The sequence below is a fragment of the Pseudomonas sp. Mn2068 genome, from assembly GCF_049319725.1.
In the GTDB taxonomy this organism is placed as follows: Bacteria; Pseudomonadota; Gammaproteobacteria; order Pseudomonadales; family Pseudomonadaceae; genus Aquipseudomonas; species Aquipseudomonas gingeri.
Map to the genome: position 1 here is coordinate 265,251 of NZ_JBMOUG010000003.1, position 21,012 is coordinate 286,262.

Annotated in this window: 18 protein-coding genes; 4 read left to right on the forward strand and 14 right to left on the reverse strand. The window is 61.9% G+C overall.

Annotation, left to right across the window (positions count from 1 at the left end):
* Positions 1-47: 47 nt before the first annotated feature.
* Positions 48-590, reverse strand: a complete 543-nt coding sequence (locus ACL9RJ_RS09180) for a YaeQ family protein (protein ID WP_017124044.1) — start codon at positions 588-590, stop codon at positions 48-50.
* 139 nt (positions 591-729) lie between these two features.
* Between ACL9RJ_RS09180 and ACL9RJ_RS09185 the strand changes: the two genes are divergently transcribed.
* Together ACL9RJ_RS09185 and ACL9RJ_RS09190 are read left to right on the forward strand one after the other, a co-directional pair.
* Positions 730-1,929, forward strand: a complete 1,200-nt coding sequence (locus tag ACL9RJ_RS09185; protein WP_422765155.1) for a CaiB/BaiF CoA transferase family protein — start codon at positions 730-732, stop codon at positions 1,927-1,929.
* Positions 1,930-2,003: 74 nt separating this feature from the next.
* The gene (locus ACL9RJ_RS09190; RefSeq protein ID WP_177085656.1) at positions 2,004-2,888 is read left to right on the forward strand and encodes a TIGR02285 family protein; all 885 of its coding nucleotides are present in this window, start codon (positions 2,004-2,006) and stop codon (positions 2,886-2,888) included.
* 163 nt (positions 2,889-3,051) lie between these two features.
* Here the strand turns inward: ACL9RJ_RS09190 and ACL9RJ_RS09195 are convergent, their stop codons facing one another.
* Entirely contained in the window at positions 3,052-3,342 is a 291-nt protein-coding gene (locus tag ACL9RJ_RS09195) for a DUF3509 domain-containing protein (protein WP_017124047.1), read from the reverse strand.
* Between the two features lie 326 nt (positions 3,343-3,668).
* Here ACL9RJ_RS09195 and ACL9RJ_RS09200 point away from each other — a divergent pair, with 326 nt between their 5' ends.
* Positions 3,669-4,331: a response regulator transcription factor gene (locus ACL9RJ_RS09200; RefSeq protein WP_017124048.1), complete on the forward strand. Its 663-nt coding sequence runs from the start codon at positions 3,669-3,671 to the stop codon at positions 4,329-4,331.
* Between the two features lie 6 nt (positions 4,332-4,337).
* On the opposite strand, the gene ACL9RJ_RS09205 is transcribed toward ACL9RJ_RS09200, so the two are convergent.
* The 12 genes from ACL9RJ_RS09205 to ffh form a co-directional block, all read right to left on the reverse strand.
* Positions 4,338-5,576, reverse strand: coding sequence for an EAL domain-containing response regulator (locus ACL9RJ_RS09205; protein WP_017124049.1), 1,239 nt, complete (start codon positions 5,574-5,576; stop codon positions 4,338-4,340).
* A gap of 87 nt (positions 5,577-5,663) precedes the next feature.
* Positions 5,664-9,185: an ATP-binding protein gene (locus tag ACL9RJ_RS09210; RefSeq protein WP_422765221.1), complete on the reverse strand. Its 3,522-nt coding sequence runs from the start codon at positions 9,183-9,185 to the stop codon at positions 5,664-5,666.
* Between the two features lie 195 nt (positions 9,186-9,380).
* Entirely contained in the window at positions 9,381-10,790 is a 1,410-nt protein-coding gene (gene thrC / locus ACL9RJ_RS09215; protein ID WP_017124051.1) for a threonine synthase, read from the reverse strand.
* A 32-nt stretch (positions 10,791-10,822) separates the two neighbouring features.
* Entirely contained in the window at positions 10,823-12,127 is a 1,305-nt protein-coding gene (locus ACL9RJ_RS09220; RefSeq protein ID WP_042934504.1) for a homoserine dehydrogenase, read from the reverse strand.
* A gap of 138 nt (positions 12,128-12,265) precedes the next feature.
* The gene (locus ACL9RJ_RS09225) at positions 12,266-12,997 is read right to left on the reverse strand and encodes a DsbC family protein (RefSeq protein ID WP_017124053.1); all 732 of its coding nucleotides are present in this window, start codon (positions 12,995-12,997) and stop codon (positions 12,266-12,268) included.
* Positions 12,998-13,166: 169 nt separating this feature from the next.
* Positions 13,167-15,017, reverse strand: coding sequence for a hydroxysqualene dehydroxylase (locus ACL9RJ_RS09230; RefSeq protein ID WP_422765156.1), 1,851 nt, complete (start codon positions 15,015-15,017; stop codon positions 13,167-13,169).
* 285 nt (positions 15,018-15,302) lie between these two features.
* Positions 15,303-16,199, reverse strand: a complete 897-nt coding sequence (xerD, locus tag ACL9RJ_RS09235) for a site-specific tyrosine recombinase XerD (RefSeq protein ID WP_422765157.1) — start codon at positions 16,197-16,199, stop codon at positions 15,303-15,305.
* A 226-nt stretch (positions 16,200-16,425) separates the two neighbouring features.
* Positions 16,426-16,776 carry a 50S ribosomal protein L19 gene (gene rplS / locus ACL9RJ_RS09240; protein WP_003175895.1) on the reverse strand — a complete coding sequence of 117 codons (351 nt, stop codon included), beginning with the start codon at positions 16,774-16,776 and terminating at the stop codon, positions 16,426-16,428.
* Positions 16,777-16,821: 45 nt separating this feature from the next.
* The gene (trmD, locus tag ACL9RJ_RS09245) at positions 16,822-17,574 is read right to left on the reverse strand and encodes a tRNA (guanosine(37)-N1)-methyltransferase TrmD (protein WP_040064517.1); all 753 of its coding nucleotides are present in this window, start codon (positions 17,572-17,574) and stop codon (positions 16,822-16,824) included.
* A 3-nt stretch (positions 17,575-17,577) separates the two neighbouring features.
* The gene (gene rimM, locus ACL9RJ_RS09250; RefSeq protein ID WP_177085648.1) at positions 17,578-18,114 is read right to left on the reverse strand and encodes a ribosome maturation factor RimM; all 537 of its coding nucleotides are present in this window, start codon (positions 18,112-18,114) and stop codon (positions 17,578-17,580) included.
* 5 nt (positions 18,115-18,119) lie between these two features.
* Positions 18,120-18,371 carry a 30S ribosomal protein S16 gene (gene rpsP, locus ACL9RJ_RS09255; RefSeq protein ID WP_017124058.1) on the reverse strand — a complete coding sequence of 84 codons (252 nt, stop codon included), beginning with the start codon at positions 18,369-18,371 and terminating at the stop codon, positions 18,120-18,122.
* Positions 18,372-18,622: 251 nt separating this feature from the next.
* Positions 18,623-19,999 (reverse strand): signal recognition particle protein, encoded by a 1,377-nt coding sequence (gene ffh / locus ACL9RJ_RS09260; RefSeq protein ID WP_017124059.1) that lies wholly within the window; start codon positions 19,997-19,999, stop codon positions 18,623-18,625.
* Between the two features lie 200 nt (positions 20,000-20,199).
* Here ffh and ACL9RJ_RS09265 point away from each other — a divergent pair, with 200 nt between their 5' ends.
* Positions 20,200-21,012, forward strand: a complete 813-nt coding sequence (locus tag ACL9RJ_RS09265; RefSeq protein WP_042934507.1) for a cytochrome C assembly family protein — start codon at positions 20,200-20,202, stop codon at positions 21,010-21,012.

Sequence of the window (21,012 nt, forward strand, 5' to 3'; positions counted from 1 at the left end):
GCGGAATTTCTCTTCAATACACAGGAGTGGAAACGGTGGCGCCGCGGTTAACCGCGCTCGCCCATGAGCCATTCGAGCTGGACTTCATGCTGGCCGCGATCATCGGTGACGAAGATCGTGCCTTCGCTGATCATCACATCCCACTTGATGACGCGCGGCATGTCCTTGGCGAGGGTTTCCAGGACTTCCTGCGGTACCGCCGCGATATTGACGTTCTTCAGGTTCTTCACCGCCGGGACCACCTTGGTTTCCCAGACGCGCAGGCTGCCGTAGGCCAGCAGGCTGGTACGCTCGGTACGACGCGAGCACCAGGTCAGGCGATCGGCATCCGGCTGGCCGACTTCGATCCAGTGCAGGACGCGATCATCCAGGCTTTTTTCCCACAACGCAGGCTCGTCCACCTCCGACAGACCACGACCAAAAGCCAGCAGTTCGTTGTACCAGAGGGCGTAGGCCAGCAAACGCACGGTCATCCGCTCTTCGGTTTCCGAAGGATGGCGGGCAATGGTCTGCTTGACGCTTTCGTAGACGCTGCGATCCAGGTCGGTGAGGTTGAGTTCGAACTTGTAGGTCGTGGACGGCTGGGCCATGAACGGGGCTTCTAGAGACGAGGAAAGGCGCCAAGTCTAACCGATACGCAGGTCAATCAACGACTGCTGATGGTTATGAAGATGGCGCGCGCCATGTTAAAAGGCTCTACTGCCCTCGTCTTGTCCTACAGGATCGCCCATGCCGTTCACCGCCAAACCTCTCTCCGGCCTGAAAGTCATCGAGCTCGGAACCTTGATCGCCGGCCCTTTCGCCTCGCGGATCTGCGCCGAATTCGGCGCCGAGGTGATCAAGGTCGAATCGCCGGACGGCGGCGACCCGCTGCGCAAATGGCGCAAACTGTACGAAGGCACCTCGCTGTGGTGGTTTGTCCAGGCGCGCAACAAGAAATCCCTGACGCTGAACCTGAAGCATCCGGACGGCCTGGCGATCCTCAAGCAGTTGCTCGGCGAAGCGGACATCCTCATCGAGAACTTTCGCCCCGGCGTCCTGGAAAAGCTCGGCCTGGGCTGGGAAACCCTGCATGCGCTGAATCCCGGGCTGGTGATGGTGCGCCTGTCCGGGTTCGGCCAGACCGGACCGATGAAGGACCAGCCGGGATTTGGCGCGGTCGGCGAGTCCATGGGCGGGCTGCGCTACATCACCGGTTTCGAAGACCGCCCGCCGGTGCGCACCGGGATCTCCATCGGCGACTCGATTGCCGCGCTGTGGGGCGTGATTGGCGCCCTGATGGCATTGCGTCATCGCGAAGTGAATGGCGGAGAAGGCCAGGTGGTGGATGTCGCCCTGTACGAAGCCATCTTCGCGATGATGGAAAGCATGGTGCCGGAGTTCGATGTGTTCGGTTTCATCCGCGAACGCACCGGCAATATCATGCCCGGCATCACGCCGTCGTCGATCCACACCACGGCCGATGGCCGGCATGTGCAGATCGGCGCCAATGGCGATGCGATCTTCAAGCGCTTCATGCAGGCCATCGGCCGTGAAGACCTGGCGAACGACCCGCTGCTGGCCAGCAATGACGGGCGCGACAGCCGGCGTGACGAGATCTACGGGGTGATTGACCGCTGGGTCAACTCACTGCCCCTGGACGCGGTGATCGCCGCCCTGAACGGCGCCGAGGTCCCCGCCAGCCGCATCTACAGCGCCGAGGACATGTTCAGCGACCCGCAATTTCTCGCCCGGGAGATGTTCCTGCAGGCCAAGCTGCCCGACGGCAAGGACTTCAAGATGCCCGGTATCGTGCCGAAACTCTCGCAGACGCCAGGCTCCAGCGAATGGGTCGGCCCGCAGCTGGGCGAACACAATGGCGAGGTGCTGGGCAGCCTCGGTTATGACAAGGTACAGGTTGCACGGCTGCGTGAAAGCGGCGCCATCTAGCGCCGCGTGGCTGTTGATAAGTGCGTCGACGAGTGTATCAACGACTGGCTTGAACCCGGGAAGGTATCCAGCTCATGACTCCCAGTGCCCTGTGGCGACACCTTGGTTTCCCGCTGTTGGCCGCGCTGATGTGTGTCCTGCCGCAAACCGGGCAGGCCAGGGAAACCTTGACCTGGCTGCTGCGGGATCTGCCGCCCCTGAGCATCTTCGACGGTCCGAAAGAAGGCCAGGGGGCGGTGGACCAGATGCTGCCGCTGCTGATGGCGGCGCTGCCGGAGTACGAACACACGGTACTGCGAGTCAACCGGGCGCGGGGCATGCAGATGCTCGGCGGGTCGACGTTCACTTGCGATCCGGCGCTGCTGTGGACCGCGGCGCGGGCGCAGAAAATGCTCTTTTCCATCCCCAGCATGGGCACCACCAGCAACGGCCTGGTGGTTCGACCAGCCGACCAGGCCCTGATCGAACCCTTTGTGTCCGACGGCCGGGTCGACCTCGCCGCGCTGCTGGCCAGCAACAGCCTGCAACTGGGCGTCGTCGCCGAGCGCAGCTACGGCCATCCGATCGATGACGTGCTGCATCACACCCATGCGCAACATCTGGTCCTGCACTACGGCAACGATGCCCTGGGCAGCCTGCTGCAGATGCAACGCCTGGGGCGCTTGAAGGCGCTGCTCGGCTACTGGGCGGAAATCCGCTATCAGGCCCGGCAGCAACAGATCGGCGATAACGAATGGTTGTTCTATCCCATCAAGGGCACGGCCGACTATCAGTTCATCCGTGTCGCCTGCTCCAACACGCCCCAGGGCCGGGCGGTGATTCCCCATATCAACGAGATTCTGCGCGGGCTGCGCCGACAGACGCTGGTGGAGCTCTATGCACGCTGGCTGGTGCCGCCGGAGCGGGACAAGTACCTGGAGGATGCCAGGGAGTTTTTCCTCGCGCCCGAGGAGCAATGACGAATTCCGGGCAAAAGAAACCCCGAGAAGTGGGGAGACGACTCGGGGTTAAACGTGGCCTACAAAGACCAGTACGACAAGCCACAAACACCGGAGCACAATGCCTGCCCTTGCCGTTATAAAATCTGACACCTTCTTGGGAAGGAAGGTTCCAAAAAAAATGCTAGCGACTGGCAGCGCGGAACACCCGGTGCTCGGCGGCGTTGCGCAGGGCGGCAATCACACAGGGCTCCAGGCGCCCCTCGGCGATTCGCAGATCACGATGCAAGCCATCGACCACGTCGGTCAGCAGACGCTTGTCCGTCAGTTGCGCCTGATTGACTTCACGTTCCACCAGAAGCAGGCCGGCAACGCTTCTCACACTCACCACGCACTCACCATGGCCGCCCGATGGCGTCAGGGTAACGGGATATGGACTCAATGCCTCATTGAGCAACAGGCTGATACTTTCCATCTCGATCACCACTCAATAGTCAAAAACCCGAAAGGTCTGAACCCGAAAGGTCGAAAACAAGAGAACCTGGAGTCAATGACCGCCAGTCAGAGAAGAAAGTTCGCTGGGCCGACAGGGCCTTGCGAGCTGCTCGACGTCTATCGAGCATGAATGAGAAAGATGACAGAGAAAAAACAGCAGGGGGCCGCACTGGCTAGAATCAGATCAATGGCTTTTAAGGCTTTTACTACAGGCTGCATCGGCTTTGCTTACAGATATGACACGAAGTATCTGGTTTGTTGCTCTGCTCTCGCCCGCACCACCGTCGCGCCCACCGGAGACCTGTCTTGAGTTCATCCCCCCACACGCCGCTACGAATCGCCCTGGCGGATGACCACCCGATTTTCCTGATTGGCTTGCGGGCCGTGCTGGAGCGCGATCCCGGCTTGAGCGTGGTCGGTGAGGCCAGCACCCCGCAGGCGCTCTTCGATCTGCTGGGCGAGCGCCCGTGCGATGTGCTGATCACCGATTTCATGATGCCGACGGCGGATCAGAATGACGGTTTGAAGATGATCGAGGCCCTGGTCCGGCACTACCCGGACCTGCCGATCCTGGTGGTCACCATGCTCAACAATGCCGGTCTGTTCCGCTATATCCTGGACCTGGGCGTCATGGGCCTGTTGAGCAAGGCCAGCCTCGCGGCCGAGTTGCCCGTGGCGATCCGCCATGTGCGACAACGCAAGGTGTTCGTTGCCCAATCGGTGCGCCAGACCCTGGCGCAGGCCGGCGAAACCGGCACCCATCGGCTGGGCGACCAGGAACAGCTGTCACCGCGGGAACTGGAGGTCACCCGCCTCCTCGCGGCTGGCCGTACGGTGGGCGAGATCGCTGCCCGCCTGTGTCGCAGCAAGCAGACCGTCAGCGCGCAGAAAGTCAGTGCCATGCGCAAGCTCGGCCTGTCCAATGATGCCGCGCTGTTTCTCTACCTGCAGGAGCACGGGCTGTCCTGATCGCCCTCAGCCAGGCTGCCGCTCACGCTCGGCGACAGCCACGCGACCGGCCATGCTCAGCCAGGGCAAGAGTTCGACACGACTCATGGGCGCGGCAACGAATCGCCCCTGGACAAGCAGGTCCCCCAACTCCTGGATCAACCGATATTCCTCGTCGGTTTCGATCCCGGTGACCACCACCCGCAGGTTCATGCCCTTCGCCATGCTTAGGATCCCCGCGACGATCGAGCGCTTGCGCGAATCCTCGGCCATGCCGGTGACAAAGCGGGGGGCGATCTTCAACTCCGAGAACGGCAGTTCGAGCAGTTTCTGCAGGCCGGCGCCGGCAACGCCGAAATCGCCGATCGACAGCTGGCAACCGAGCATCCGCAGACGCAGCATGCCTTCGACCTGGGCCGCCTCGGCGGTGCATTCGCCGCTGTCGACCACCTCCAGCGTCAGCCATTCGGCGGGCAGGTGGAAACGTCCCAGCAGCTCGTTCAGGCGCTCGGCGAAATCCGCCTGTTCGACCATCAACCCCGGAATATTCACTGCCACCGGCAAATACTCGTCCGTGCCCAGGTACGCCTCGACCGACAGGCCGATGGCCTGTTCGAGCATGTGCCAGGCAAGGGCCTCCGAGAGCCCTGCATACTCGAGCACCGGCATGAAGGTGGCGGGCAACAGCATGCCCTGTTCCGGATGCTGCCAGCGAGCCAGCGCCTCGACGCCCTGCACCCGGCCATCACACGTCACCTTGGGTTGGAAGTAGGCGCTGCAGTACTGCTGGATCGCCCGGGGTCCGGCCCCCGCCTGCAGTTCATGCAACGAAAGCAACTCACAGACCTGGGCCAGCGGCAGCCCGGGGCGCTGGCGACCGAAGCGTTGCTGGTAGGTCGCCAGCAACTCACCCAGGATCGCCGCCGACGCCGGCTTCAGCAGGCAGCCCAGCACATGCAGTCCCTGCTGTCGGGCCATGTGCGCGGCGCCTTCACGCACCTCCTGGTCGAGGCTGCTGAGGATGATCAGGGCCTGGGCCTCGCGGGTTTCGGCCAGGTGCCGGATCAGTTGCAGGCCATCGCCGCCCTCCAGGGAGAGATCGCAGATGGCAATATCGACCGGTCCGCGATTGACCAGGGACTGCCGGGCACTCTCGACGCTTTCCGCCGTCAGCACATCGAAGACACCGTTGGCATTGAGCATCTGGTGCAGTGCCATCAGTTGAAAGGGGTTGTCTTCAAGAACCAGGATCTTGAGTGCACGCATCGATGATCTCCGCAGGATGAAGCGGTCGTTATCCGCAATGGCCTGCCACCTTAGCCGGGGCAGCCGGCGTTCCCCATAGGACAAGTCCTAAAGTAGCGACCGGTCTTGCAGACTCGGTTCAATGTCGGCCATGACCTGGTCGATCGCCGCCTTGAGTGCCTGCCACTCAGGCTGCAGCCGCTCGACAGCCTTCAGCCGCAGGCAAGCGTCCATATCGACACAGGCCCGCGCCAGGGCAATGGCATCGACAAGCGAGGCAATCCCCTTGAGGCGATGCACGGACATCGCCACGCCCTCCCAGTCAGCGCCGCTGACCGTTTCTTCCAGTTCGCCGCGCTCTTCCCGCAGGTTCTTCCAGAGTTCCAGCAGCATGCGCTGGAGCACTTCGTTGTCGGCCAGCGTCATGTCCCGCAGCGTCTGGATATCGAAGGATTTTTCCCGAGGGGCGATCTCCGCCAGCAGGCGGGCCAGGTCATCGAGGACCACGGGCTTGACCAGCAAATCGTTCATCCCGGACTGCAGGCAGCGTTGACGCTCATCACTCATGGCGTTGGCCGTGCACCCGACAATCAGGCAGGCCGGACGCCGCTCTTCGATTTCCAGCCGACGCAACGCCTCGGCCAGCTCATAGCCTGTCATGCCGGGCATGTTGCAATCGCTGATCACCAGGTCGAAGTGTCCGCCCTGCCAGGCCTGCAGCGCTGCTTGCGCCGTGCGGAACGACTCGACGCGCTGGCCGAGCACCGCGAGCTGCTGATGCAACACCAGGCGGTTGGCGGAAAGGTCATCGACGATCAGTACGTTCAAGGACGGCAGCTCGGACCTGGCGCTGCTCGGCGGTATGGTTGTCGAGCGGCGTGCCTCGCGCCTGAGTGGCAGCTCCAGGCGCACCTGGGTACCGAGTCCGGCATGGCTGTGCAGCTCGATGCAGCCGTCCATCAGCTCCACCAGTTGCTTGCAGATACTCAAGCCCAGGCCGGTCCCGCGATATTCCTCATCGGTTTCATCGCGACCCTGCACGAAGGGAGTGAACAGTGCGGCCTGTTGTTCCGGGCCGATGCCCTTGCCGCTGTCTTCGATAGAGATGCAGAAGCGGTCGATATCCGCCGATTGCGAAAGCAGGGCAACCCGGACCCGGACAAAACCCTCGTGGGTGAACTTCAGGGCATTGCCGACCAGGTTGTGCAGCACCTGGCGCAAGCGCAGCGGATCGAGCCGGTGGTCGTCCTCGAACAGGGGGGCGACCTCCAGGCTCAGCTCGATGCCCTTCTCCACGGCCTGGGCCTCGAACAACTGCACCCCCCCCTCGAGGAAACGCTTCAGGTCGGTGGGCTGCGGGTCCAGGCGCATGTGCCCGGCCTCGATCTTCGCCAGGTCGAGGCTGTCGCCGATCAGCGCCGTCAGTTCCCTGGCCGATTGATAGGCCACCTGCAAACCCTGCGAGAGTGCCTGTCCCCGGGCCTGCGCCTGCTCGCGCTCCACTTCGAGCAAGCCGATGATCGCCCCCATGGGCGTGCGGATCTCATGACTCATGGTCGCCAGGAAGGCACTCTTGGCCTGGCTGGCCTGTTCGGCCTGCCGACGGGCCTCGGTCAGTTGCGCCTCGAGCCGCTTTCTTTCGGTGATATCGATCCAGCCGCCCAGCAGCCCCTGCAACTGCGCCCCGGCCGAATAGAAGGGCACCATCCATTGATAGACATCGATGCCGCCACTGAGAAATTCGAGCCGGCGATCCTTGAACACCGGTTGCTGGTCGTCCAGCAACCGCACGAACTCATCATGCAGTTGCCGGGCAACCTCCTGCGGCAGCAGGCCGGTTTCAGTGACACGCCGCCCCTGCACCTGCTCCAGGGTCGTCGACAGGCTCTGCTCGTAGCTGCGATTGCAGGTGATCAACCGTCCTTGCAGGTCACGCACGAAAATCGGATTGGGGATGCCATCCAGCAGCGCCCGCTGGAAGGCCAGCCGGTCATTGAGTTCCTGCTCGGCCTGGCGGCGCTGGCGAATCTGGATATTCAGGCGGCGGTTCCAGGCGAGCGAGACGACCCCCAGCAGCAACATGGCCCCGGCCAGTCCGTAGACCCAGCGTGGCACCCGCTTCCACACCGACGGCGGCGGCGCCACGGGCACCGCACCGAGCCACTTGATCCGCAGGGCCCGCAGTTCCGCGACGGGAGATGCCTCCAGCGACTTGTTGAGAATGCTCAGCAGCTCGGGAGACGTCTTGACCACCGAGAAACTGTCGGCGGACCAGAGCCCCTCCACGCTACGCCCGACCTTCAGCCTGCCGGGCGGATACAGGTAGGCCCAGGCGTCACTCTGGATGGTCGCCGCCGCCTCGCCATTCTCCACCAGCGCCCTGGCTTCCTCCGGGGTCCTGACACTGCGCAAGACGATATCCGGGTGCTCGCGGCGAATCATCGCTTGCAGCGCATGCCCTTCGGGCAACGCCAGCACCCGCCCGGAAAGTTGCTTGAAGGAGCCGAGCGGGGAGTCGTTGACCGGCACGACAAACACCCAGGAACTGCCGCCGAAGGCGTAGGTGAAGTTCAGGAACGCCTTGCGCTCGGGGCTTTCCGCCAGCGAGCCGTTCATCAGCGCCTTGCCCTCCTTGAGCATGCCGATGGTCTCCATCGTGGAAAAACTTTCCTCGAAGACGAACTGCAGCCCGGTCATCCGCGAAATGCGCGCCAGCAGGTCGACATTGAGGCCGACCCAACGATCGTGGCCGTCCTTGTAGATATGCGGCGGATACTGCTGCGAGGCGACCACCACCCGTGGATGCTTGTCGATCCAGGCAAGCTCCGCGGGAGTCAGGTTGACCCGGGACTGGGTGATATCCGAGCCGAAACCGGTGGTCCAGCGCGCCAGGATCTCCCGTTGCGTGGCCTCGTCGATACTGTCGAGGGCCCGCTGGATCAAGCCGCTGAGCAGCGGCTGCGACTTGCGCGTGGCGAAGGCGAAGCCGATGGGGGGCAGCGCGCTCTGCCCGCGGATCTGCAAGCCCATGTAGGGCCGTATGGTCTTGTAGGCCCGGACAATCACTTCATTGCCGATAAACGCGTCGACCTCACCCTGGGCCAGTGCCTCCAAGGCACTGTAGAGCGTGGGCGCGAGGATGATCCTGCTCTCGGGATAGGTGGCATGCACCACCTGCGCATCGGCATACCCCTCCAGCAGGACCACCTTGCGCTCCTTGAGATCGCTCAGTTCCGGGGTCTCGTTGCGAGTGACGATCACCGAGCGGTCGGGCATGTAGTCGCTGGAGAACGCCAGTTCGGGGACGCCCCGCTCGAAACCATTGGCACTGGTGAGAAAATCGATCTGGCCGTCACGCAGGGCTTCCACGGCCTGGTCGCGCTCGGCAAACCCGATGACCTCCACCGCCACCCCGAGCCGATCGCGGATCAGCCCCACATAGTCGGCGCTGATGCCCTGGTAACGATTGCGGTCGTTGGTGATATCCACCGGCTCGTAGTCGGCCACCGAGATACCCACCCGCAACGTGCGGTTGGCCTCCAGCCAGCGCTGCTCGTCCGCGCTCAAGGGCAACCGGTCGAGTTCGACAAACGACGCGGGCAGGCTGAAGGGCAACCCCTGGGCCGCCATCGACTGGCCCGAGAGGCTCGCAAGCAACGCCAATAGCAGCCATGCCAGAGTGGAATATCGCGTTCTGCGCTGAAACACCATGACGAAGTACCTGACCCCTTTTTTGGAACATGAAAAAACAGGGCGCAAGTTTGGCACGCAAAAACGATAAAGCCCGCCAAGGGGCGGGCTCTAAAGTGTGACCGTTCTAGTCGGTCAGAGCGGCTTGCCGCGGTTGCCATGCTGGCTGACAAAGGCCTGTACGGCTTTCAGGTCGTTGGCCAGGACCGTGCAACGCTCATCTCTTTCAAACAAATCGGAAAGGTGTGCTGGCAGCTCAAGCGCTTTTCCTACACCCGCTTTCTCTACTGCTTCAGGGAACTTGACCGGGTGCGCAGTACCCAGGATCACCATCGGGGTATCCAGGCTGCGACGGCACTCACGGGCGGCCTTGACGCCGATGGCGGTGTGCGGGTCGAGCACCTCGCCGGTCTGGGCGAAGACTTCGGCGATGGTCTCGCAGGTCTGGGCGTCGTCCACGGCCAGGGAGTCGAACAGCTTGCGCGCCTCGGTCCAGCGATCCTGGTCGACACTGAAACCGCCACCTTGCTTGAAGGTGTCCATCAGGCCGGCGATGGCCGCGCCATTGCGCCCGTGCAGGTCGAACAGCAGGCGTTCGAAGTTCGACGAAACCATGATGTCCATGGACGGCGACAGGGTCGCGTGCAGGGTTTCCTTGACGTACTGGTTGCCGCTCATGAAGCGGTGCAGGATGTCGTTGCGGTTGGTGGCGACGATCAACTGGCTGATCGGCAGGCCCATGTTGCGCGCCAGGTAGCCGGCGAAGATGTCGCCGAAGTTGCCGGTCGGCACCGAGAATGCCACCGAGCGGGCCGGGCCGCCCAACTGCAGGGCCGCGTGGAAGTAGTAGACGATCTGGGCCATGATCCGCGCCCAGTTGATCGAGTTCACCGCGACCAGGCGCGTGCCCTTGAGGAAGCTCTGGTCGGCGAAGCTGTTCTTGACCATTTCCTGGCAGTCGTCGAAGTTGCCTTCGATGGCGATGTTGTGGATGTTCTCACCGAAAATGGTGGTCATCTGCCGCCGCTGCACTTCCGACACCCGGTTGTGCGGGTGGAGGATGAAGATGTCGACGTTCTCGCAGTGCTTGCAACCCTCGATGGCCGCCGAGCCGGTATCGCCGGAGGTGGCGCCGACGATCACCACGCGCTCGCCGCGCTTTTCCAGCACGTAGTCGAGCAGGCGGCCGAGCAGTTGCAGGGCGAAGTCCTTGAACGCCAGGGTCGGGCCGTGGAACAGCTCGAGCACCCATTCGTTGCCATTGAGCTGGCGCAGCGGCGCGACGGCGTTATGGGCGAAGACCCCGTAGGTTTCCTCCAGGATCTTCTTGAAGTCGGCATCCGGAATGCTGCCGGTGACGAACGGGCGCATGACCCGGAACGCCAGCTCGTGGTACGGCAGGCCGGCCCAGGAAGCGATTTCTTCCTGGGTGAAACGTGGCAGGTTTTCCGGCACGTACAGGCCGCCGTCGCTGGCCAGGCCGGCCAGCAGCACGTCTTCGAAGTTCAGGGCCGGTGCCTGGCCGCGGGTACTGATGTAACGCATGAAGAATTCCTCTCTAATTCGGCGCTGCCGGCTTAGTTCAAGTGCTCGACGCGGATCCGCACGACAGGGCCGACCACACCTTGCAGGGCCTCCAGCGCAGCGATGGCGTCGTTGATGTGCTGTTCCAGCACGCGGTGGGTCAACAGGATCATCGGCACCAGGCCGTCATGCTCTTCGACTTCCTTCTGCATGATCGATTCGATGTTGATCCCGCGCTCCGACAGGATGCTCGCGACCTGGGCCAGGACGCCCGGATGGTCCTTGGCCTGGATACGCAGGTAGTAGGCACTTTCGCAAGCATCGATGGGCAAGATCGGATGGGCCGACAGCGAGTCCGGCTGGAAGGCCAGGTGCGGTACGCGATTCTCCGGGTCGGAGGTCATGGCCCGCACCACGTCCACCAGGTCGGCGATAACCGACGAAGCGGTCGGTTCCATGCCGGCACCGGCACCGTAGAACAGGGTCGAACCAGCGGCGTCGCCATTGACCATGACCGCGTTCATCACGCCATTGACGTTGGCGAGCAGGCGATCGGCCGGGATCAGCGTCGGGTGGACCCGCAACTCGATACCGGCAGCGGTGCTGCGCGCCACGCCCAGGTGCTTGATGCGATAGCCCAGGGCCTCGGCATAGTTGACGTCGGCGGTGGTCAGCTGGGTGATGCCTTCGGTGTAGGCCTTGTCGAACTGCAGCGGAATGCCGAACGCGATGGACGCCAGGATGGTCAGCTTGTGCGCGGCATCGATGCCTTCGACGTCGAAGGTCGGATCGGCTTCGGCATAACCCAGGGCCTGGGCCTCGACCAGCACGTCCTCGAAGGCGCGGCCCTTCTCGCGCATCTCGGTGAGGATGAAGTTGCCGGTGCCGTTGATGATACCGGCGACCCAGTTGATACGGTTGGCGGACAGGCCCTCGCGGATCGCCTTGATCACCGGGATGCCGCCGGCCACGGCCGCTTCGAACGCGACGATCACGCCCTTCTCGCGGGCCCTGGCGAAGATTTCATTGCCGTGCACGGCGATCAGCGCCTTGTTCGCGGTGACCACGTGCTTGCCGTTCTCGATCGCTTTGAGTACCAGCTCGCGGGCAACGGTATAGCCGCCCACCAGCTCTATGACGATGTCGATCTCAGGGTTCGTGGCCACTTCGAAGACATCGTTGGTAATCGCAATACCGGTCGTTTGGAACTGAGGCTTTGGCGTGCGGGTGGCGATTTGCGCCACTTCGATTCCACGCCCGGCACGACGAGCAATTTCCTCGGCGTTACGCTGAAGTACGTTGAAGGTGCCGCCACCGACGGTACCTAACCCACAGATGCCTACTTTGACCGGTTTCACTCTTAACTCCCCATGAAACGGCCGACGCGAGGTCGGCCGTGGAAAACAGCCGCTGGACCACCAGCGGCTTGCTGTTTAGGACCGCCGGGCCAGATGCCCGGGGTCTTGCTCGTCAAAGGCGACCGCGACGAGGCTGGATTACTTGGCGGCCAGGGCCAGTTTGGCAACTTGTGCCGCCGGCTGGTAGCCCGGAATCACCTGGCCGTCAGCCAGGACGATGGCCGGTGTACCGTTGACCCCGATCGACTGGCCGAGGGCGAACTGTTTCGAGACCGGGTTGGCGCACTTGGCGGCCTTGATTTCCTTGCCATCGACCATCTGGTCCATGGCGGTTTTCTTGTCGGCCGAGCACCACACCGCCTGCAACTGCTCGTCACCCGGCGAACCCAGGCCCTGGCGCGGGAAGGCGACATAACGCACTTCGATGCCCATCTTGTTCAGCGCCGGCACTTCGGCGTGCAGCTTGTGGCAATACGGGCAGGTGGTGTCGGTGAAGACGGTGATATGCGACTTGGTTTCGCCGATGGCCGGATAGACCACGGTCTCAGCCACCGGAATACCGTTGATCAGCTTGGAGATGCCCAGGCGCTCGGTCTTTTCGGTCAGGTTGACCGGCTTGCCGTCCTTGAGCTGGAACAGGTAGCCCTGCATGACGAACTGGCCGTCGGCGCTGGCATACAGTACGCGGCTGCCCTTGAGCTTGACTTCGTACAGGCCGGCCAGGGGGCTGGCGGTAATGCTCTCCACCGGGGTTTCCAGCTGGAGGCTGTCGAGGCTCTTGCGAATCGCCTGTTCGGCGGTGTCATCGGCCAGGACCAGGGAGCTGGCCAGGACGAGGGCAGCAGCGGCGAAAATCTGGGTCAAACGCATGGGAACTCCTGAAGGCGGGCAACTCATGGGACGGTAAACACCGATCAGCAGATCCGGGTTCCGACCGCCCATCGTGCAAACGGGTAAAGCCTACCACATAAGGTCGGCATGACCGACTCCCGGCGATGCGAGGCGCCAGGGAGTCGGATAATCACCCAGCCCCCGAATCCTACGATGAACCCGGTCGATAAGGCGAGATCAAGTCATATTGATTGGGCAGGCCCAGACGATACAGCGTGTCGTCCAGCGACTGATCCAATGCCAGCAACGGCTCCTTATAGCGCGTCACGATCGTGGCCGGCGCTGCCGAACTGTTGCTGGCGGTAAGCACGGCGTTGGCGGCTCGTCGCCCACTTTCATTGGCGGTTTCCATGCATGCCAGGTCGAATCCCGTGGCCCGTATGTAATCACCGGCCAAAAAGAGATTGCCGATCTGGGTACTCGTGTCCGGTCGATTACTCCACGAGTCGGGTGTATTGACCAACAGAGGATCGTCGTTGTGAACATTGCCCGTCCCGACATTGGACAGGCCAGGGTCGAGAAACCAGGAATGAATCAGGCTGTCCGGGAGCAGACTGGCGCCATTGTCCAGCCCCGCCCTGATCTGCGCCAACACCTCATTGACGATTTCCTGCGGCGTGCACTGATTGGCCGGTTTGTTATAAACGATACCGGGCACCGTCCACTCGGCAATGATGATCGACAACACATCCTTCACATTGCCATCGCCATAGGTCGTAGAAAAACCAGCGGGCCATAGTTGCGCTTGCGTCCCTCCACCAATGGCCCAGGGCGAGTCGATGCATTCCATCAGCGGAATGTCGGTGGCCGCGGTCAGGAAAAACTGTATGCCATTCATCCAGCGTGTTTGCAGATTGGCGATACGGCCCAACTGAGGGTCGGCAGCCAACATGGCCGGAGTCATCAAGGGCACCGCACGCTCCGCGGGCACGGCAAGCACGAAATAGTCGGCATTGATGGTCATCCCGGCATTATTGGCATCGGTCGCTTGTGCACTGGTGATGCGGCCATTGCTGAAGTTGAGCGCGGTGACTTGCGTTCCCACACTGAAGGTGACGCCTGACGCCGTCAGGTATTGCGCCCAGGGGGTGATCCAGGCCTCGTTGGTGGGACGATTCATCACCCGCAGGATACCGGCAAACGGATTATCGACATCGCGCTTGGCGTAGCTGTAGAAAAAACCTTCCACCGCCTGCCCTATGGTGCGCGCACTGGCAATTTCGGGGCGCGCGGCCACGAAGCCGATGATGATCCGGCCCAGCAATTGCTGATAGGCGGCGGACTTGCTGGCCGCCTGGGTGTACTCCCACCAACTCATTTTTTCCCATTGTCCCAGGCGCCGCAAATCGCCACTGGTGATGAATACGTGCAGTTTCTGGACAAAAAAAGCCAATTCGAGAGGGGGAATCTGCAGACCCGCCGAAAGCAGATTGACCAGGGACGTCAGGGCCAGGGGAATGCCCGCGGGCGTGCCCGGAAACAACAGAACCGTGGTGGTATCCACGTAAAAGTCAGGACGTCCCGTGAGCGCAATCAGGAACGCCTGTAGGGCAACGAGATTGTTCCAGGCGCCATGGGCATTGCCGCTGTAGGGAATGCGCCTCAGCGTATCGGGAAGGTTGTGGTAGAAATTGGGATAAAAGCGAAAGCCGTGCTCACCGGGTAAATCCAGGCGGCCATTCGTTCCGGTAGCGGGAACCGGAATACTGCGGGCTTTGCCACCCAATGCGCGACGCTCATACACCGTCACCTGGTAGCCCCGTTCGATCAATTCATGGGCCGCCGTCAATCCGGCCACGCCACCACCCAGAATCGCGACCGTTTTTCCCGTGACCGCCTTGGCCATATAGGGAATACCACTGAGCGACAGGGCCGCCGCGACGGTCAAGCCACTCTGGATAAAGCGCCGCCGGCTCACACCGCGCCCGTTGACGGCATTGGCTTTTACTTTCCTGGACAGGGGTTTGTTTCTTTTGTTACTTCCTTTTTTGATAGACATACTTTTCTCCAGATACCTTGGAAAAAGTCGGCCACAAAAACTGAGGGGAGGTGGCGTCGGTCGCCTGAATAGCAATCCTTGGTCAACCACTGGGTTGCTGCCCGGCTAAACGGCTACGCGACTACAGGAGGATGCGACTACGGCCATCGAATTCAGCGTAGCCCAGTTTATCCGGGCTCGAATTCGTGCGTCCGGAGCCGCGGAACCTGGAGGAACAGCGAAGAAATAGACCTCGCACCACTCTGTGCCTGGTGCTCGGCAGCATCTGTGCTTTGCGCAGCAGCTTCAGCCGCGCGGGTGATGCCTGGCGTGCATGTCCTGCAGGCGGGCACGGGCGACATGGGTGTAGATCTGGGTGGTCGACAGGTCGCTGTGCCCCAGCAGCATCTGCACCACCCGCAGGTCGGCACCGTGGTTGAGCAGATGGGTCGCGAAGGCATGCCGCAGGGTATGCGGGGACAGCGACTTGCCGATACCGGCGACCTTGGCCTGGTGCTTGATCCGGTGCCAGAAGGTCTGGCGGGTCATCTGCTCGCCGCGCAGGCTGGGAAACAGCACGTCGCTCGGCCGCCCGCCCAGCAGTTCGCCACGGGCATCGCGCATGTAGCGTTCGACCCAGACAATCGCCTCCTCGCCCATCGGCACCAGGCGCTCCTTGCTGCCCTTGCCCATGACCCGCAGCACGCCCTGGCGCAGGTTGACCTGTTCCAGGGTCAGGCTGATCAGTTCCGTCACCCGCAGCCCGCAGGCGTAGAGCACTTCCAGCATGGCCCGGTCGCGCTGGCCGATGGCCTCGCTCAGGTCCGGCGCTTTCAGCAGGGCTTCGACGTCAGCTTCCGACAGGGATTTGGGCAACGGACGACCCAACTGCGGCATCTCCACCTGCAGGGTCGGATCGACGGCGATCAGCTTTTCGCGCAACAGGTAGCGGTAGAAGCCCCGGACACCGGAAAGAAAACGCGCAGTGGAGTGCGGTTTGTAGGCCTGCTCCAGACGCCAGGCCAGGTGGTCGAGAATCAGCTCGCGACCGGCATTGAGCAATTCCAGGCCCTTGTCCTGCAACCAGCCGTTGAACAGCGCAAGGTCGCTGCGATAGGCATCACGGGTATTGTCCGAGAGACCTTTCTCCAGCCACAGGGCGTCGAGGAACTGGTCGATAAGGGGATGATCGATGGCTGGCATAAGGGCTCGACAAGCAAAAGGCGATAAGCAGATGAGCACTGTGGAGCTGGCTTGCCGGCGATGGCGTCCCCCAGGCGCGACAAGACTCAAGGGCCACTCGCTGGCAAGCCGGCTCCTGCAAGGTGTTCATTGCAATCCCACTGTGACAGCGGCAAACGGATTTTTCAAAACCCGAAATGCAAAAAAGCAGCCCGTAGGCTGCTTTTTTCTGCATCGGAAGCTGGACTCAGGCCAGTTTTTCCTTGATGCGAGCTGCTTTACCCGACAGGTCGCGCAGGTAGTACAGCTTGGCTTTACGTACGTCACCGCGACGCTTGACAGCCATGCTGTCGATTTGCGGGCTGTAGGTCTGGAAAGTACGCTCTACGCCAACACCGTTGGAGATTTTACGTACGGTGAACGCGCTGTTCACACCACGGTTACGCTTGGCAATTACCACGCCTTCGAACGCCTGCAGACGCGAACGGTCGCCTTCCTTCACTTTCACCTGAACGACAATAGTGTCGCCCGGGGCAAAGGTAGGGATCTCTTTGGTCATCTGCTCTGCTTCGAGTGCAAGGATGATTTTGTTAGTCATGCTGTGCTCCTAAGGTAAATCGTCTGATCTACCATCGATACGTTGTTAACTATCGTCCCGCTCGCGGATGTATTCCTCGAGCAGCTTCTTCTCTTCTCCAGAAAGCGAGCGGCTTTCCAGAAGATCGGCGCGTCGTTCCGAGGTCCTGCCAAGGGACTGCTTCAGACGCCAACGCCGGATATGTGCGTGGTTGCCACTGAGCAACACGTCGGGAACACGCTGATCCGCATACACCTCCGGACGGGTGTAGTGCGGGCAATCCAGCAAACCATCCGTGAAGGAATCTTCCTCCGCGGAGTCCGCATGCCCTAAAGCTCCGGGCAGCAGTCGTGTAACCGCATCTATCAGGACCATCGCCGGCAGCTCGCCACCGGAAAGAACATAGTCCCCAATCGACCACTCTTCATCGACATGAGCGTCTATAAAGCGCTCGTCAATGCCTTCGTAACGACCTGCAATGAGGATCAAGGCTTCCTCGTTCGCCAGGTCGCGTACCGCCAACTGATTCAGTTGCCGGCCCTGGGGCGACAGGTAGATCACCTTCGCCGCCTCCCCTGCTGCTGCCTTGGCCTGAACCAGGGCGTCCTCAAGGGGCTTGATCTTCATCACCATGCCCGGACCACCGCCAAATGGGCGATCATCCACAGTGTGATGTCGATCGGTCGTGTAGTCCCGCGGATTCCAACAGGTCAGCTGCAAGAGCCCCTGTTTCACCGCACGACTGGTGATGCCGTAGTCGCTGATGGCGGAAAACATTTCGGGAAACAAACTGATCACTTCTACGCGCAGGCTAGCCATCGCTTAGAAGTCCGCATCCCAATCCACCTTCATCTCGCCAGCGGCAAGGTCGACAGCCAACACGCATTGCTCCGTATAGGGCAACAGGCGTTCGCGATCATCCAGGCTGCCCGGACAAGGCTTGACCACCATGACATCGTTCGAGCCAGTCTCCAGCAGGTGATCGATCTTCCCGAACAGTTGCCCGAGGGTGTCGATGACCTTGAGACCTTCCAGCTGGTACCAGTAGTACTCGCCGTCGGTCAGTTCAGGAAACAGGTTGCGCGGCACGCAGATCTCATAACCGGCCAGAAGACGCGCTTCTTCACGATCATCGAGACCCTTGAGCTTCGCGACCAGGAACTTGTCGTTCCCACGCCCGCTGACCAGCTCTACCTGTTTCACGCTACCTTCGCGCTTGAGCGTCCAGGTTTTGTAGTCCAACAGGTTTTTAATTGGATCAGTAAAGGAATAAACCTTCACTTCGCCGCGAACGCCATGAACAGAGTAGATCTTGCCGATAACGATCAAATCATCGGTAGAAGCCGGCGTCGCGTTCATATTGCTCAGGCCGCAACCTTAGCGTTTTCCTTCAGCAACTGAGCAACGCGCTCAGAAGGTTGTGCACCAACGCTCAGCCAGTAGGCTACGCGCTCTTGGTTCACGGACAGACGAACTTCCTGACCACGAGCAACCGGGTTGAAGAAACCCACTTGTTCTTTGTGCGAACCGTCACGAGCGTTGCGGCTGTCGGTTACGGTCAGGTGGTAAAACGGGCGCTTTTTGGAGCCGCCAAGGGCAAGACGGATTGTTAGCATGTGAACATCGTTCCTGTAGTCGGTGCTGCAAATCTAAATGCACAGCGGGCATGGGTGCCCGAAAGGCCGCATATTCTAAGGAATATCCGGACTTTTGCAAATGACTTTTTCCGGCGCCTGGCGCCATGCAATCAAGATTTGCCATAGAGCCGTCGTGAAAAACGGCAGGTCAGCTCCCGCGTAGCGCGGGTTTGCTGGAGATCCCCGCGTCCGTGCGGGGCAACGCCGACATGACAGCCGGCGCAGATTCTTTACATTTTCGGCATGCCGCCGCCGGGCAACATGCCGCCCATGCCGCGCATCATCTTGGCCATACCGCCCTTGGCGGAGAATTTCTTCATCATCTTCTGCATCTGCTTGTGCTGCTTGATCAAGCGCCCGATGTCCTGCACCTGGGTGCCGGAACCCATGGCGATGCGGCGCTTGCGCGAGCCGCTGATCAGCTCGGGGTCGCGGCGTTCGGCCGGGGTCATCGAGTTGATGATGGCTTCCATCTGCTTGAACTGCTTCTCTGCCGCACCCTGGGCATTGCCCATCTGCGCCAGGTTGACGCCGCCGATGTTCGGCAGCTTGTCCATCAGGCCGCCGAGGCCGCCCATGTTCTTCATCTGTTGCAGCTGGTCGCGGAAATCTTCGAGGTCGAAGCCCTTGCCCTTCTTCAGCTTTTTGGCAAGTTTGTCGGCCTTGTCCTTGTCGAGCGTCGCCTCGGCCTGCTCGATCAGGCTGAGCACGTCGCCCATGCCGAGGATGCGCGAAGCGATCCGGTCCGGGTGGAAGGGGTCGAGCGCTTCGCTCTTTTCACCCATGCCGATGAACTTGATCGGCTTGCCGGTGATGGCACGGACCGACAGCGCGGCACCGCCACGGGCGTCACCGTCGACCTTGGTCAGGATCACACCGGTCAGCGGCAGCGCGTCGCCAAAGGCCTTGGCGGTGTTGGCGGCGTCCTGGCCGGTCATGGCGTCGACCACGAACAGCGTTTCCACGGGCTTGATCGCCGCGTGCAACTGCTGGATCTCGCCCATCATCTCGGCATCGATATGCAGACGACCGGCGGTGTCGACGATGACCACGTCGATGAACTTGAGGCGAGCTTCCTTGATAGCCGCTTCGGCGATGGCCACCGGCTTCTGGCTGATATCGGACGGGAAGAAGGTCACGCCGATGTCGTTGGCCAGGGTTTCCAGCTGCTTGATCGCGGCCGGACGGTAGACGTCCGCCGACACCACCATCACGCTTTTCTTCTTGCGCTCCTTGAGGAAGCGCGCCAGCTTGCCGGCGGTGGTGGTCTTGCCCGCGCCCTGCAGGCCGGCCATCAGGATGACCGCTGGCGGCACGGCGCTCAGGTTCAGGTCTTCGTTGGCGGCGCCCATCAGGCTTTCGAGTTCGGCCTGGACAATCTTCACGAACGCCTGGCCCGGCGTCAGGCTGCGCGACACTTCAGTGCCGACGGCGCGTTCCTTGACCGAATTGACGAAGTCCTTCACCACCGGCAGGGCGACGTCGGCTTCGAGCAACGCCATGCGCACTTCACGCAGGGTGTCTTTGATATTGTCCTCGGTCAGCTTGGCCTTGCCGGTGACATGGCGCAGCGTCTGCGAGAGACGGTCGGTCAGGTTTTCAAACATGCGCGATCCTTTGAGGCCCCTAATAATAGAACCGAGGTAATAGGCCGCCAGCGTAGTCAAAAGCGTGCCTGGCGAGCCTGCGGCGTGGGCAGGTCGCGGATTATAGCGAGACTGCGTGCGCGGCACTAGCGCCACGGTCTTTCGTGGACTGGCGGTTGTATGCCAAACTCAGCGCCTTTCGGGCTCGCTTCCCAGGACTTATGCTTCCTTTGTCACCCAGTTTGCTGACCAGCCTCGCCGCCGCCTGCTTGTATGCCGCTGCGACTCTCTATCAAGGCACTCGCCTGCGCCAGTGTGCCAAGGCCGACAAACGCCTGCTGGTCGGGCTCGGCATCTTCGCCGTGCTGGCCCACGCGATCGCCCTGTGCACCCACCTGGCGACCCCGGTCGGACTGGGCCTGGACTTCTTCAACGCCGCCAGCCTGATCGCCGTCGCCGTGATCGCCCTGACCCTGGTCGCCTGTTCGCGGATCCCCGTGGAGAACCTGCTGATCCTGCTGTTCCCGCTGGGCCTGCTGACGGTGCTGCTGGCGCAGTTCGCGCCGTCGGGCACGGTGCAGATCATCGATGAGGAACCGGGCATCCTCGCGCATATCCTGCTGTCGATCCTCGCCTATGGCATGTTTACCATCGCGGTGTTCCAGGCCCTGCTGCTGCTGTTGCAGGACCACCAGCTCAAGCACAAGCACCCTTCAGGCCTGATCAAGAACTTCCCGCCGTTGCAGACCATGGAAAGCCTGCTGTTCGGTTTCCTCTGGGCCGGCTGGACACTGCTGTCGCTGTCCCTGATCTCCGGCTGGCTGTTCGTCGAGAACCTGTTCGCCCAGCACCTGGTGCACAAGACCCTGCTGGCCTGCCTGGCCTGGATCGTGTTCAGTGTGCTGCTGTGGGGCCGCAACCGTCTCGGCTGGCGCGGGCACAAGGCAATCCGCTGGACCCTGGCCGGCTTCTGCCTGCTGATGCTGGCCTATTTCGGCAGCAAGCTGGTCCGCGAATACATCCTGCACATCTGA